Annotated in this window: 10 protein-coding genes and 2 CRISPR repeat arrays; of the genes, 8 read left to right on the top strand and 2 right to left on the bottom strand. The window is 55.4% G+C overall.

The window, feature by feature from the left end:
* Window positions 1–140: 140 nt before the first annotated feature.
* Window positions 141–1269: a CRISPR direct-repeat array (repeat unit 29 nt; unit sequence GTGTTCCCCACGCGAGTGGGGATAAACCG).
* A 338-nt stretch (window positions 1270–1607) separates the two neighbouring features.
* The 8 genes from cas3 to cas2e are packed head-to-tail and all read left to right on the top strand — an operon-like array spanning window position 1608 to window position 10180.
* Window positions 1608–4298: a CRISPR-associated helicase Cas3' gene (cas3, locus tag M6G53_RS07905; protein WP_253330329.1), complete on the top strand. Its 2691-nt coding sequence runs from the start codon at window positions 1608–1610 to the stop codon at window positions 4296–4298.
* A gap of 13 nt (window positions 4299–4311) precedes the next feature.
* On the top strand, window positions 4312–5892 hold the full coding sequence (gene casA, locus M6G53_RS07910; protein WP_253330331.1) for a type I-E CRISPR-associated protein Cse1/CasA: 1581 nt from the start codon (window positions 4312–4314) through the stop codon (window positions 5890–5892).
* Window positions 5885–6472 (top strand): type I-E CRISPR-associated protein Cse2/CasB, encoded by a 588-nt coding sequence (casB, locus tag M6G53_RS07915; protein WP_253330334.1) that lies wholly within the window; start codon window positions 5885–5887, stop codon window positions 6470–6472. Before casA ends, casB begins: the two co-directional genes overlap by 8 nt.
* Window positions 6473–6495: 23 nt before the next feature.
* Window positions 6496–7557, top strand: a complete 1062-nt coding sequence (gene cas7e, locus M6G53_RS07920; protein WP_253330336.1) for a type I-E CRISPR-associated protein Cas7/Cse4/CasC — start codon at window positions 6496–6498, stop codon at window positions 7555–7557.
* A 12-nt stretch (window positions 7558–7569) separates the two neighbouring features.
* Window positions 7570–8298: a type I-E CRISPR-associated protein Cas5/CasD gene (gene cas5e / locus M6G53_RS07925; protein WP_253330338.1), complete on the top strand. Its 729-nt coding sequence runs from the start codon at window positions 7570–7572 to the stop codon at window positions 8296–8298.
* Window positions 8298–8963 (top strand): type I-E CRISPR-associated protein Cas6/Cse3/CasE, encoded by a 666-nt coding sequence (gene cas6e, locus M6G53_RS07930; protein WP_253330340.1) that lies wholly within the window; start codon window positions 8298–8300, stop codon window positions 8961–8963. The genes cas5e and cas6e overlap by 1 nt, the downstream gene beginning before the upstream one ends.
* Before the next feature lie 3 nt (window positions 8964–8966).
* A complete protein-coding gene (gene cas1e, locus M6G53_RS07935) occupies window positions 8967–9887 on the top strand; it encodes a type I-E CRISPR-associated endonuclease Cas1e (RefSeq protein WP_253330342.1) in 921 nt (306 codons plus the stop codon).
* Window positions 9887–10180 carry a type I-E CRISPR-associated endoribonuclease Cas2e gene (cas2e, locus tag M6G53_RS07940; RefSeq protein ID WP_055312427.1) on the top strand — a complete coding sequence of 98 codons (294 nt, stop codon included), beginning with the start codon at window positions 9887–9889 and terminating at the stop codon, window positions 10178–10180. Before cas1e ends, cas2e begins: the two co-directional genes overlap by 1 nt.
* Window positions 10181–10264: 84 nt before the next feature.
* Window positions 10265–12987: a CRISPR direct-repeat array (repeat unit 29 nt; unit sequence GTGTTCCCCGCGCCAGCGGGGATAAACCG).
* Window positions 12988–13160: 173 nt separating this feature from the next.
* Here the strand turns inward: cas2e and M6G53_RS07945 are convergent.
* On the bottom strand, window positions 13161–13796 hold the full coding sequence (locus M6G53_RS07945; RefSeq protein ID WP_253330344.1) for a CerR family C-terminal domain-containing protein: 636 nt from the start codon (window positions 13794–13796) through the stop codon (window positions 13161–13163).
* A 27-nt stretch (window positions 13797–13823) separates the two neighbouring features.
* On the bottom strand, window positions 13824–15080 hold the full coding sequence (locus tag M6G53_RS07950; protein WP_253330346.1) for a M24 family metallopeptidase: 1257 nt from the start codon (window positions 15078–15080) through the stop codon (window positions 13824–13826).
* Between the last annotated feature and the right edge of the window lie 50 nt (window positions 15081–15130).

Raw genomic sequence — 15130 nt, forward strand, 5'->3', positions numbered from 1 at the left:
TGCAGGACTTTAATTTCCATACGAATCTCAAAAGTGATCATAAGCTCCCCTGTATTCAGAGGAGCAGATTAACCCCTGGATCAATTTTCAACCGCTGGGGTGGATCAGTTTTGCACCGTTGGTAACAGTTGCAGGGTAAAGTGTTCCCCACGCGAGTGGGGATAAACCGGCAACTTCTTCCCTGAAGTGCATGAGGATGCAGTGTTCCCCACGCGAGTGGGGATAAACCGGGTGGAAAGCCCTGCATCGAGACCAAGAATCGCGTGTTCCCCACGCGAGTGGGGATAAACCGAGCCGCACCCTGCTTATCCCAGACGAACGGATGTGTTCCCCACGCGAGTGGGGATAAACCGAAATCGCCGTTGCACATCAGGCCTTCCTGGATGTGTTCCCCACGCGAGTGGGGATAAACCGCCCAGCGACTACCTGACAATCCCGCTGTGTCGGTGTTCCCCACGCGAGTGGGGATAAACCGATTGGCATTGATGAATCTCGGATTAGCCACTGGTGTTCCCCACGCGAGTGGGGATAAACCGCCCCCAATGGCAGGGGGCGCGATGCTTATCTAGTGTTCCCCACGCGAGTGGGGATAAACCGGCGGTGATGGTGACATTTTTAGGCATTGCCAGCGTGTTCCCCACGCGAGTGGGGATAAACCGGATCTGGAGGGGTGCCGACAATAGCTGGAACGCGTGTTCCCCACGCGAGTGGGGATAAACCGCTATCGGCTAAGGCCATCATAATTCTCAACGCGTGTTCCCCACGCGAGTGGGGATAAACCGAGGTGCTCCGTATTCAGATTTCCACCACTGTTGTGTTCCCCACGCGAGTGGGGATAAACCGGCGATGGAGCGCTACAAGGTGCAGGATATTTTCGTGTTCCCCACGCGAGTGGGGATAAACCGTTAATGCCTTTCTGCTGCCCATCCACTAACACGTGTTCCCCACGCGAGTGGGGATAAACCGTCCCGCGCGTTTTCACTTGGCTGCCTCCTGCAGTGTTCCCCACGCGAGTGGGGATAAACCGTGAATTACATTCCCGACAGCCCAGCCATGTCCGTGTTCCCCGCGAGAGCGGGGATAAACCGCGTTCTCGGCAACCGCACCGGCGTAGCCAGCTGTGTTCCCCGCGAGAGCGGGGATAAACCGAGCTGATCGCCGAGCGCAGCCTGGTGCTGTGTGTTCCCCGCGAGAACGGGGATAAACCGGCGTCAACGGGTAAAGAGGCGCGCAAAGGACCGTGTTCCCCACGAGAGCGAAGATAAACCGGCCATCAGCTATCTCTCCGGTGAGCCGGGGATAACCCAACTGATGGATAGCTGACCGGTCAAGATGTGGAGTTCTCCATATGAGTGGAGATAAACAAAAACATCAAAAGGCATAATATCAATAATGAAATATTATCATGTTAATTATATCAGTTGGTATAAGGTGGCGTTGGTTGCATTTAATAATTTATATGAAATAAAAATTAATTTTTTTCGTTTTGGCTTTACTGTTGTGAGCTTAATGGGCTTTTTGTGTTTTTGAATCATATATAAGTACCTTTAATCTGATGGAGGTGCTAAAAATACCAAAGTGCTATTTATATCTAAACGGGATTGTTTATGGGAAGTGATATCCCTGACTATATGCGTTACTGGGGAAAAGCAAAAAAAGTCGACTCACCCGAAGAGGGCAACGATTACCACCTATTAGCTTATCACTGCCTGGATGTCGCTGCCTGTGGATACCAGATGGTGATTGATAATCGTTTCCATGCCGCTGATATTCTCGCAGAGATAGGCTTCTCTCGTGCCGACGGTGCTTACTGGTTTGCGTATTTTCTGGCGCTACACGATATCGGTAAATTTGCGCGAGGTTTCCAGCAACTTTATCCGCATAGTAATTCCGCATTGGTACCTGATGCGGGGCGGATTTATCGCCCGCGACATGACTCTCTGGGATACTGGCTTTGGCAGAACCATATCTTGTCTCGCTGGTTGGATGACAATATCGCCTTGTTGCCTGATGATGAAAATAAGGAGCGATATGAAAGCAGCCTGAACATTTGGTTACAGCTGGTGACTGGGCATCATGGCGAACCACCGGAGAACGCTAACGGTGCGCTGGCTTTTACTCGTGAAGATATGTTAGCGACAGAATCATACTTGCTGGCTATTCAGGCTGTGTTCCCCGAAACGTCTTTTCCTCCGCAATTTGCCGATAAAACGTGGCGCCGCAATTTAAAAAAACAAAGTTGGCTGCTGGCCGGGTTGGCTGTATTAGCGGATTGGTTAGGTTCAAACCAGTATTACTTCCCCTTTGTAGCAGCGCCAATGGCGTTAGCAAACTATTGGAAACAAGCTCAGCGACGGGCGCAGAATGCCATTGCTTCGTTACCTGCGGCATCGGTGGTTAACGCGGAGTATCAATACCAGCATATTTTCCCATTTATCATAAAGTTATCTCCGCTGCAGCAAGATGCCGATGAGGCCGACATTTCCTCCCAAGGTAGCCAGTTATTCATTTTGGAAGATGTTACCGGTGCGGGGAAAACGGAAGCCGCTTTGATTCTCGCCAACCGTTTGATGTCACAAGGAAAAGCAGATGGCTTGTATGTCGGTTTGCCCACGATGGCGACAGCTAATGCGATGTACCAGCGTCTCTCCAGGGCCTATCACGCTTTATTTCAGCCTGCTTCGCGCCCTTCTTTAGTGTTGGCGCACGGAGGCAGCAAAATGTCCAGAGCGTTCAGCCAATCCGTATGGCAGGGGGAGAACAACGGGCAGTCGCGTTATGGCGGTGCTGAATCCAGCGCCAGCGGTGAATGCAATAGCTGGTTTGCGGACTCACGTAAAAAGGCGCTATTGGCAGAGGTCGGCGTTGGTACATTGGATCAGCTCCTGATGGCGGCAATGCCATACCGTCATCAATCACTGCGGTTGCTGGGCATTAACCGGAAAGTGTTGATTTTGGATGAAGTGCACGCTTATGACAGCTATATGGTGCGCCTGTTAGAGGGGTTGTTGCATTTCCACGCTGCTCAAGGGGGAAGTGCCATTATCTTAAGTGCAACATTGCCTTATTCACTACGAGGTAAGCTACTTAACGCTTTTGCGCGCGGTGCGGATTGGAGCGCGCCTGAGCCAATGCAGAATGCCGGCTACCCGTGGGTATCGCAATTGAATGATCGGGGTTTGGCTGAGCGACAAGTCGCGACGCGTGCCGAGGTAAAACGCCATGTCAATGTGAGTTGGATAACCCATCTGGAAGATGCGCTTGCGATGATTGAGCGAGCGGTAGCGGACGGGCGTTGCATCTGTTGGATACGTAATACCGTTGATGACGCGATGTTGGTTTATCGCCAATTACAACAGCGCGGCAAGATCCCTGCAGAAGATCTTTTGCTGTTCCACAGTCGTTTTGCCTTTGTCGATCGTTTGCGCGTGGAGCAAACAACATTGGATTGGTTTGGTAAAAATGGCGATCCGCAACAGCGGCAGGGCAAAGTGCTCATTGCCACTCAGGTCATTGAACAGAGTCTGGATATAGATCTGGATATGATGATCAGCGATCTGGCTCCGATCGATCTGCTAATCCAACGCGCCGGGCGCTTGCAGCGCCATATCCGTGACGAAAACGGCAACAGCGGCGATGTCACGCAAGATGCTCGCCCGGCGCCGGTATTGTCCGTCTTCTCGCCTGAATGGCAGCCAAATGCTCAAGAGGATTGGCTGGGAGAGGCACTACGGGGAACGGGGTACGTTTATCCGGATCATGCTTGTTTATGGCGTACGCAGGCGATTTTGCGCGAGTTACGGGGCATCACCATGCCGGACCAAGCAAGAACGCTGGTGGAAAGCGTGTATGAAGGCAGCATTGAAGCGCCATCGGCCCTGTTGGACGTGGAGGATAGGGTTCTCGGTGCTAAGTATGGTGAACGCATGGCGGCTGGGCAAAACATCTTGTCTCGCGATCAGGGATACGATCGCCGGGCCAGTAGCACGCTGTGGAGTTCAGCAGCAGAGTTAACTACCCGCCTTGGTGACGAAACTCTGGATATTTACCTGGCGTATCGTACCCCTGAAGGCATCAAGCCTTATGCCGATGTGGATGATTTCCCGTGGGAGCAAAGCCGGGTGCAGGTACGCGAAAAATGGTGGCGTAAGCATTGCGCCAGGTTACCCCAGCTGACGGAGACGGAGTTGGAAGCATTTCGAAAACAACAGCATCGGCCCCAGGGAATCGTGTTGCTGCTGGAAACGGACTGTAATTATTACCATCAATCGCTGGGGTTGTTGGGAAATGGACCGTAATCAAGGAGATAAAATGGAACCTTTTTCACTTCTCACCGAACCCTGGCTGCCGGCGATCACTCGTTCAGGCCAGAGAAAAAAGATTTCCCCAAAGCAGTTGTCGGATGACGACATTGTCGAACTGACCTATCCCAGGGCTGACTTTCAGGGCGGCGCCTATCAGTTCCTGATTGGTCTACTCCAAACGGCGTATGCGCCGGAAGATGAGGATAGTTGGAAAGACATTTGGCGCGAAGGGCTGGATAGCGAGGCCTGGCGGCAGGCGCTGGCGAGTATCGCTGATGCGATGCAGTTTGGCCCGCAAAAACCTGCGTTTTTACAGGATTTCTCCACGCTGGAAAGCGAGAACAGTTCTATTTCCGGTTTGTTGGTCGATTCTCCCGGCGGTAACACCCTTAAACTGAATAAAGATCATTTCATTAAGCGTGACAGCTACCAGCGTTTCTGCCCGCATTGCACCGCGATGGCGTTATTTACCGTACAAACCAACTCTCCGGCGGCGGGGGCGGGATTCCGCACCAGCATGCGCGGTGGTGGGCCAATGACAACGTTGGTAATGCCGCAAAATCACAATCTGCCGCTGTGGAAAAAGCTGTGGCTGAATGTGTTGCCTCAGGAACGGCGGCCAGCACCGGCCGAATTGCCGTTGATTTTTCCCTGGTTGTCACCCACGCGCAGCAGCGAGAAGGCGGGTAATAGCGTGACACCGGAAAATGCGCATCCTTTACAAGCCTATTGGGGTATGCCACGCCGTGTTGAAATCGACTTTACTCATACAGAGGCGGGGAATTGTGACCTTTGTGGCGAACATCATTCTGCCTTGCTGACACAGATCCGCAATAAAAACTATGGCGTGCAGTATGAAGGGTGGCTGCATCCGTTATCCCCCTATCGGCAGGCGGTTAAAGCGGGTTCACCGTTGCTGTCGCTCAAAGGGCAGCCTGGAGGGTTGGCCTACAAAGACTGGTTGGGGCTGGCGCTGGGGGCAGAGGATAAGTTCAACCGCACGGTACCGGCCGAAGTGGTGCGCGAGCAAAGCTATCGTCAGCTACGTCCGGCAGAACCCCTCTACCTTTGGTGTTTTGGTTTCGATATGGACAACGCCAAGGCGCGTTGTTGGTATGAGCATCGTTTACCCAGCCTGGCTATCGATAAAGCGGTGCACTCACAATTCAGTGCGACTATTGAATTGGTCGTTGCTTTAGCCACGGGCAGCCTGTCGTTATTGAAATCGGCGCTGAAAGAGGCCTGGTTCGAGACGCCGAAGGAAGCGAAAGGCGATTTTAGCGCGTTGGATATCGCATATTGGCAGGAAACCGAGGCTGATTTTCGCACGCTGCTCTCTTGCCTGGCGCAAGAACTGCCCGATGAGTCAGCGGAGGCTCGCACTGCATTGCGCAAGTGGGAGTCTGCGCTGCATCAATATCTATTTGTGACCTTCGATCGCCTGGCGTTGAACAATCCGGATGACAACCAGGTACTGCTGCGTGTTCTTACCGCGCGGCGCCTGATGGACAAAAACTACACCAGGCAGAAGGTACTGAAAGATGTAAAAACGCTGATGGCCGAACGAAAGGAGGTTCAGGGTGCTTAACAGTAATACCAGTAGGGAGTTGGTTTTTACCCAGGTGGATGCGCAAGAGGCGTTAAAGCGCTGGTTTAATGATTTGCAGCAGCGAGATCATCGCCAGTCTTTTAACGGCCGCGTATGGCGAGCCGAGCTGCGGCGGACCAAAGGACCTTACGAGGCGCTGACCTGCGAAGGATTTCGTGCGCTGTGCCAGCGGTTGGAAAAAATCATGCCGTTTCAGCCTGGCGATATGTTGGCATTGGCGTTATTTGCCAGCGTCGCGGTACATGCCGGCCGCGCAAATGGGCAAGACAGTTTCGCCGCGCAGTTAGGTAAGGAGTTAAAAGGGCGGCCTTGCCTGTCGTCGCTGCGTTTTGAACGTTTGCAGCAGGCCAGGCAGCCTGAGGCGTTGCATAGCCAACTGATGAAAGCGGTGAAATTACGCGGTGATGAAGGGGTGAATATCGTTTCGCTGGCGGACGGGATATTTCTCTGGATGCGCGAGTGGTTGGCGCGCGAGGAACATCGCCCGGTCGAAACCAATCCATTCCGCCGCAACAGCGTGCGTTGGGCCAGTGAATACCTGATGGCATCGGGGAAATAAGTTAATTTAATAAGGACTTAATTATGACTACATTTATTCAGCTTCATTTATTAACCGCTTACGCCCCATCAAATTTGAACCGTGATGATACCGGGCGGCCGAAAACAGCCATCATGGGGGGCGTTGAACGTTTACGCGTCTCCTCACAAAGCCTGAAGCGTGCTTGGCGTACTTCAGAAACCTTCACCGCTTCACTGAACGGCCACATCGGTGCCCGCACCCGGCGTCTCGGACGAGAGATTTATCAACAATTGTTGAATGGCGGCGTGGCGGAAGAAACGGCGTTGTCGATCGCAGGAAATATCGCCGGGAAACTCGGCGCGATTAAAAAGGATAAGAATGCGACGCCGGTCCAGAATCTGGATATCGAACAACTGGTGCATATCAGCCCGGAAGAGCGGGAGAAAATCAGCCAACTGGTGAATGAGCTTATCGCAGCTCAGCGCGAGCCTAAAGAAGATGAATTGAATATCAAGCAGCTACTGGGTGAGCAGGCGCAAGGGGTGGATATCGCGCTGTTTGGCCGCATGCTGGCGTCTAACCCGGAATTTAACGTTGAGGCCGCTTGTCAGGTTGCCCATGCCTTGGGCGTTAGCGCAGTGGCGGTGGAAGAGGACTTCTTCACGGCGGTAGACGATCTTAATCGTAAAGAAGAAGATGCCGGTTCGGCGCATATGGGGGAGCAAGGCTTCGCATCCGCATTGTTGTATAGCTATATCTGCATCAGCCGCGATCTGTTGCTGCAAAACTTGAAGGGCGATGAGGCTTTGCTTGAACGCACCTTGCGAGCATTTACGGAAACGGCGATTACGGTTTCCCCAACGGGAAAACAAAACAGCTTCGCTTCACGTGCCTACGCCTCTTATGTTTTGGCGGAAAAAGGGGAATGTCAGCCGCGTTCGCTTTCCGTTGCTTTCTTCAACCCGGTGCGTGGTGAGGATCAGCTTTTGCAGGCGATTGCCGGCCTGCAACAGCAATACCAGAAGTTTGCGCGCGCATACGATATGCATTCCGAGAGCTATCAGCTGAATGTGGAAGAAGGCGAGGGCACGTTGGCGGGTTTACTGGATTTTGTCGCCAAATAAACAGGAGGCATGATGTCCCGTTATCTGTTATTCCAGCTTTATGCGCCTATGGCGTCATGGGGGGCACCAGCCGTGGGGGAAGTGCGTCATACCGATGCGGTTCCAACACGTTCCGCCCTATTGGGGTTATTGGCAGCGGCACTCGGTATTCCCCGGGATAATGAAGACGAGCTGAATCAATTTAATCAACATTACCGCTTCGCTATTCTACCGTTGTCATCTCGTGAGCAATGGTTGCGTGACTATCACACCACTCAGGTGCCGAGAGAAAATAAAAAGCGGCGTTATTTCACCCGTCGTGAAGAATTAACTTTAGCACCGCAAGAGGTGGGCACCATGCTTTCCTCGCGTGAGTATCGTTGTGATGCCTATTATCTGGTGGCCGTTAGCGCAGAATCTGATGCTCCTGTAGGTTTGGAGACTTTGGCACAGGCGCTGAAAACACCGATATTTCCTCTGTATTTGGGGCGAAAGGCATGTCCTTTGGCATTGCCTCTGGCACCCAGAATACTGACCGGACAGCTGGCGGACGTATTCCGCGCGGGGGAAAAACAACTGGAACACGATCTTGCCCTCTTGTATTCCCCTGCCAAACCGATGGCGCTTTGCTATTGGGAAGGTGAGGCGGAAGGCGTGGATCCGCTGGAGTCCCGGCAACGCAACGATCGGCCGCTCAGCAAGAAGCGTTGGCAATTTGGGACGCGCGTGCAGCATAGCGGAAAATATCGGAGGGAGGCGTAATGTTTCTTTCTCGCGTCACTTTGGATCTGGCAAGGTTGCCGCCGGCCATGTTGGATAAATGGCTCAGTACACAACAGACTTATGCCAGCCACCAATGGCTATGGCAACTCTTCCCCGATGAGCCGGAAAGGTGCTTTTTGTTCCGTCAGGAATCGTCGACCGTTCAGGGCCAGTTTTATCTGCTGTCAGAAAGGCGGCCGCAGCAGCAACATAATTTATTCCAGATCGCGACTAAACCGTATGAGCCGCAATTGGTGAAAGGCATGACATTGTTTTTCAATCTGCGGGCCAACCCGGTCATTACCCGGCAAGGTAAGCGCAGCGATGTGATGATGGATGCGAAGTTTCACGCCAGACGGCAAGGCGTTCTCCCTTGCGAGTGGAAAATGCGGCAGGAACACGCGGCGCAACATTGGTTGCAAGAGCAAGGAGAGCGGCATGGTTTTAGATTAAGCCCGTTGATGGAGGATTTTACTCACGTAGTTGCCTTCCAGTCGCAGCGATTATCGCGCCGCAATGGGGAAAAACCGATAACTTTCAGCACGGTGGATTACGCCGGTTACCTGACGGTTACTGAACCGACTCTGTTTCTGCAGGCATTGCGTTCGGGGCTGGGTAAAAGCAAAGCATTGGGATGTGGGTTATTGATGATTAAAAGGGGATAAGCGATGGGTTTTATCCCCCTTAATCCGATTCCTTTGAAAGAGCGAACTTCGCTGGTCTTCTTGCAATATGGCCAGATTGACGTGATTGATGGCGCGTTCGTGCTGGTGGATAAGACGGGAATCCGCACGCATATTCCGCTGGGATCCGTGGCTTGCATTATGTTGGAGCCGGGAACTCGGGTGTCGCATGCCGCGGTGAGGCTAGCGGCAACGGCGGGAACGCTGCTGGTGTGGGTCGGCGAAGCAGGCGTTCGATTATACGCTAGCGGTCAGCCTGGGGGAGCGCGTTCGGATCGTTTGTTGTATCAGGCTAAGCTGGCTTTAGACGATGAACTGCGTCTGAAAGTCGTTCGAAAAATGTTTGAGCTGCGTTTTGGTGAGCCGGCACCCAGCCGGCGTTCCGTTGAGCAGTTGCGTGGTATTGAAGGCGCCAGGGTAAAACAGACCTACTCTTTATTGGCCCAACGTTATGGCGTGAAATGGCATGGACGCCGTTATGACCCCAAGGACTGGGATAAGGGAGATGTCGTTAACCAATGCATCAGTGCGGCCACCTCTTGCCTGTATGGCATTACCGAGGCGGCCGTATTGGCTGCAGGTTACGCCCCGGCGATTGGTTTTGTGCATACGGGTAAGCCCTTGTCCTTTGTTTATGATATTGCTGACATCGTGAAGTTTGAAGGCGTCGTCCCAAAGGCCTTCGAAATCGCCGCGAGTTCTCCTCTGTCCCCTGATAAAGCAGTGCGTTTAGCCTGCCGAGATATTTTTCGCGCGCAAAAAACGCTGGGCCGCCTTATTCCTTTGATTGAGGAGGTTCTGGCTGCGGGGGAAATCGAACTCCCTAAACCTTTTGAAGATGCGCAGCCCCCTGCGATTCCTGAACCTGTTTCGTTAGGTGATGCGGGTCACAGGAGCCGTAACTGATGGGCATGCTGGTTGTCGTGACGGAAAACATCCCTCCCCGGCTGCGAGGTCGGTTGGCCGTGTGGCTATTGGAAGTGCGGGCGGGGGTGTATGTCGGTAATACCTCGCGTAAAGTCCGTGAAATGATCTGGCATCAGGTTACTGCCTTGGCGGGAGAGGGTAATGCCGTTATGGCTTGGGCGATGAATAACGAGTCCGGTTTTGATTTTCAAACATGGGGAGAAAATCGACGTGAGCCGGTAGATCTCGATGGGTTAAGGCTGGTCTCTTTCTTCCCTATTGAAAATCAGTAAGTTATCGATCTTTAAAAATATGGAAAAGTTGGTGGAATTTTAGAAGCCTAGAAACTCAAGTTATAACAATTAGTTAATCTTAGAGTGTTCCCCGCGCCAGCGGGGATAAACCGGTACCCCTCCCAGCTTTCACGAGATCCGTTCGCGTGTTCCCCGCGCCAGCGGGGATAAACCGTCTGCGCCCTGCGGTATGGCGGGGATGACGTGCGTGTTCCCCGCGCCAGCGGGGATAAACCGGATATTGGTGGCGCATTGAGGGCGCCGGTACGCGTGTTCCCCGCGCCAGCGGGGATAAACCGGGCACCAGCCGGATTGAAAAGGCGTATGAGGAGTGTTCCCCGCGCCAGCGGGGATAAACCGGAGCCTTCCCCATGAATTCCTTGAAACAGATGCGTGTTCCCCGCGCCAGCGGGGATAAACCGGCAGAGAAAACCGACGCTATCGGCTTTAACGCGTGTTCCCCGCGCCAGCGGGGATAAACCGCCATTACCGGGAACGACAACATTTCATTTAACCGTGTTCCCCGCGCCAGCGGGGATAAACCGAACAGCACCAGGAGCATCGCGGCGGGCACACTGTGTTCCCCGCGCCAGCGGGGATAAACCGAATTGCCGATGAGTCGCTTTTGCTGGAGCTTTCGTGTTCCCCGCGCCAGCGGGGATAAACCGTAATGTTATGACATATCTATTCACCATCGTTGCGTGTTCCCCGCGCCAGCGGGGATAAACCTAACACAGACGAACCCGTAGATGTTAGTTCACTGTGTTCCCCGCGCCAGCGGGGATAAACCGATGACCATTGGCTTTTTATCCGGCGTTACAGAGTGTTCCCCGCGCCAGCGGGGATAAACCGATAACGTCAGCAATACCCGAGAACGAATAGCTGTGTTCCCCGCGCCAGCGGGGATAAACCGCAACGCTTCGCCTTTCTCAGTCAGATGGAAGAAGTGTTCCCCGCGCCAGCGGGGATAAACCGTCGGTAACGGTGCGCGCAACGTCATCAGGGATGTGTTCCCCGCGCCAGCGGGGATAAACCGGTAATCATCATGGCTGGAAATGCTTATTTAACGTGTTCCCCGCGCCAGCGGGGATAAACCGGCCGTAGCGTATGGCATCCCAGCAGTGGTTATGTGTTCCCCGCGCCAGCGGGGATAAACCAGTGGAGACGGATGCAGAGCTGCGCCAGCGCCAGTGTTCCCCGCGCCAGCGGGGATAAACCGGCGGTATCACGATTGTTGCATGCCGAACCGGTGTGTTCCCCGCGCCAGCGGGGATAAACCGTGGTAGCGGCTGCGTGGAAAAGTGAAGGGCTGGTGTTCCCCGCGCCAGCGGGGATAAACCGGTGACCTACAAAATCGAGGTGAGCACAGACGGCGTGTTCCCCGCGCCAGCGGGGATAAACCGCAATTACAGGCCATGTTATTTCCCCTCCCGCAGTGTTCCCCGCGCCAGCGGGGATAAACCGGATGAGACGGCGCTTGAGAACAGGTTAACGTCGTGTTCCCCGCGCCAGCGGGGATAAACCGCGGCGGCACAGGCCTGCCCTTCATCAGGTGCTGTGTTCCCCGCGCCAGCGGGGATAAACCGCTTCCACCAGCGCCATAATCTGCTCATCATGCGTGTTCCCCGCGCCAGCGGGGATAAACCGTGGTCATGGCCGCGATGATGGACCGGTTCGGGGTGTTCCCCGCGCCAGCGGGGATAAACCGTGAACTCGCTGAACTTGCCACCGAGCGCTCTTGTGTTCCCCGCGCCAGCGGGGATAAACCGGAGACGTCATAACCATGCTAGTTCCCAAGTGGGTGTTCCCCGCGCCAGCGGGGATAAACCGATTGCACACGTAATCCAGATTTGGCTTACCTTGTGTTCCCCGCGCCAGCGGGGATAAACCGGCGCAGCCACACCGGCGGAGACTTCGGCCAGTGTGTTCCCCGCGCCAGCGGGGATAAACCGCATCAAAATGGCATCGTCATAGCTTGAGGGCTGTGTTCCCCGCGCCAGCGGGGATAAACCGTCGCTGCGCAGCGTGCGGATCGTGTGACGTTGCGTGTTCCCCGCGCCAGCGGGGATAAACCGCAGGAGCGGCTCAACAAACTGCAGGATGCCTCGTGTTCCCCGCGCCAGCGGGGATAAACCGCCGACGCTCGACAAAATCGAGGCATTGGCGGGGTGTTCCCCGCGCCAGCGGGGATAAACCGTTCACCGAGCTGTTCGAGGACAACATGATCGAGTGTTCCCCGCGCCAGCGGGGATAAACCGGCCGTGGCCATGACGCCGGCGCAGCGCCAGATGTGTTCCCCGCGCCAGCGGGGATAAACCGTTGGGCAGTCTGCGACCTTACAGCGGTATGACGTGTTCCCCGCGCCAGCGGGGATAAACCGGCGACATGGCGCTATGAGAATGGGCGCCTGCAGTGTTCCCCGCGCCAGCGGGGATAAACCGTATGGGCCGAACTTCAATCGTTGGTCGAACAGGTGTTCCCCGCGCCAGCGGGGATAAACCGGAGAGTATATGAGCGCAATTGTATGGGATGGGGTGTTCCCCGCGCCAGCGGGGATAAACCGCTTTAAATGCTCGGCGACGCTGTGAGCGCAATGTGTTCCCCGCGCCAGCGGGGATAAACCGATACCGGCCAGATCGCTCAGCACCGTCCAGGCGTGTTCCCCGCGTCAGCGGGGATAAACCGGAGAATCCAAACACGCGCGGAACCTTAACCGTGTGTTCCCCGCGCCAGCGGGGATAAACCGGTCAATACCGTCTGCAGTGAGCCGGGCGGCGAGTGTTCCCCGCGCTAGCGGGGATAAACCGGCCCGTAACGTTTATGCTGATCATGTGGCGTCGTGTTCCCCGCGTTAGCGGGGAAACCTGTGGTAATGCGCTTATATCTGCAGCCAGTAGTCACCATGAGAATGGAGATAAATTGACTTCAGCAATCATTCAAACCTTTTTGTATCGTTTGGATATTACCAACGCCGCCGCGTTCAGCCTTGCGCGGCGGCGACTGACATCGTGCCAACCAGAGCGGCGATCTGCGCGATCTCCTGTGGCGACAGCGCGTTTTCTCCCAGCCTTCGCAACAGCGCCTCGCGTGCGACGGCGAAGGACAACGCCTGGCCGAGAACGGCGTGCGCGCGCAGGATATTCTCTTTCAGGTCAGGTTGGTCGCTGCGGATTGCCGTGATCAGCTCGCTCACGGCATGATGCAGCGGTGAGAATAAACGGGTATGCAGAGCATCGAAATCGGCACTGGGCTGGAGCTGTTCTCGCGCCAACAACAGGCTGCTTGCCGCAGATGTTTCCGAGCCCAGCAAGGCGGTGACGAAATCTTGCATCAATGTCCGTAACGCTTCCGCCGGCGTTTGCCCGGCGAGCAGGCGGCGCGGCAAGGCCAAATGGGCGACAATGCTACCGGCGACATGTTCCAGTACCGCCAGATAGACGCCCTCCTTGCCGCCAAAATGATAGGGAATAGCGGACTGATTCACCCCCGCCGCTTCGGCCAGTTGGCGGGTGCGCACGCCTTCGAGCCCCTGTTTGCTGAACAGGCTCAAGCCTGCCCGGATAAGACGTTCCTGGGTTTCGCGGGTACGCTCATTGAGCCTGTCCTGATTCTGCATTGAAACACTGTCTCCTGATTATCGATGTTAACCGCCTGCGAACATCAGCCGGGTTGAGTTCTCATTCAGTGCCACGCCGCCTGTTTCACCGACCAGTACCGTACCGCCGAGGTTGGCCATATGCCTGCCGAAAGCACAGTTGGGTTCAAAAGCGAAGCACATGCCCGCTTGCAGCGGCAGTTCACGCCCCACGGTAGGCAAACGCCTGAGCTGCGCATAGCGGGCGGCTTCGGGGAGAGACTCGATGCCGGGCGCGGTGCCGAAACCGACCGGGCCATAGGGATTAAGGCTATGGATCAGCGGATGCACGTGCCAGCCGCCGGCGGCCAGCAACGGTTGCTCCATGGCGTCGACCACATCGCCGAAGGTGTTACCCGTTCGTAGCGCGCCCAATCCCGCCTCATAACTCGCTCTGGCGATCGCCGCAGCGCGCAGAATATCGGGGTGTACCTCGCCGATGGCGACGGCGGCCTGATGCTGGGTTTCCATCATACCGTACAGCGCGAAGATCTCCGACAGCACCAAATCGCCTTCTTGCAGAACCCTTGGCGCCTGGGCGCGGTATTGCCAGGCAGGTGGCCCCCAGCCGATGTACTCGGGGCCGGATCCCAACAACAGCTCTGCAGTATAACCGCCCATTGAGAAGCAGGTTGCCGTCACTGCTGCCACCAGATCGGCTTCGGAAACGCCGGGTCTGGCGGTGGCACGCAATGTTTCGCTCATGGCTTCGCCGATGTGTGCGGCATAGCGTACCAGCCGCAATTCCTCCTCGCTTTTTACCGAGGCGCGCCGGAAGAATTCGCGGTAGACCGGTATCCAATTGGCCGTTGGGAGCGCCTCCGTCAACCCCTGCAGCGTGCGAGCGGGCATGGCGCCGTCGAAGTAGAAGGGAGGGTAGGGTTCCAGCCCGATGATGCCGATGCGGCTTCCCGCTAAACGGCGCTCGGCCAGCCAGGCGCCGACATCGCGGCCGGTTTTACCGACGAACAGCTGTTGCGCGCCGATCCACTGCAGATCGCCGCGCAACGAGGCCTGCAGGTGGTCGGCTACCATCATCGAAGCGAAGGTGTAGATGCGCGGCGATTCATCGCCGACGAAAACGACGATCGAACCGGGACGATCGTTGGTGAAGTAGCAATCTGGTGCGAAACCGGCGGGGGCGGCGGCTTCCCGGTCGCCGTATACGATCAGCGCCGCAAGGTCTTCCGTCTGCATAATGTCCCGCGCCAGCTGCCAGCGGCGGTCGCGCTCGGCCAGAGATAACGGTTCAGGGCGTGTCAGCATGTCGTTACTCCTCATCATATTATGGAATGTCGCCTAAAAAATTAATTCAT

Source organism: Serratia nevei (assembly GCF_024160145.1).
Classification (GTDB): Bacteria; Pseudomonadota; Gammaproteobacteria; order Enterobacterales; family Enterobacteriaceae; genus Serratia; species Serratia nevei_A.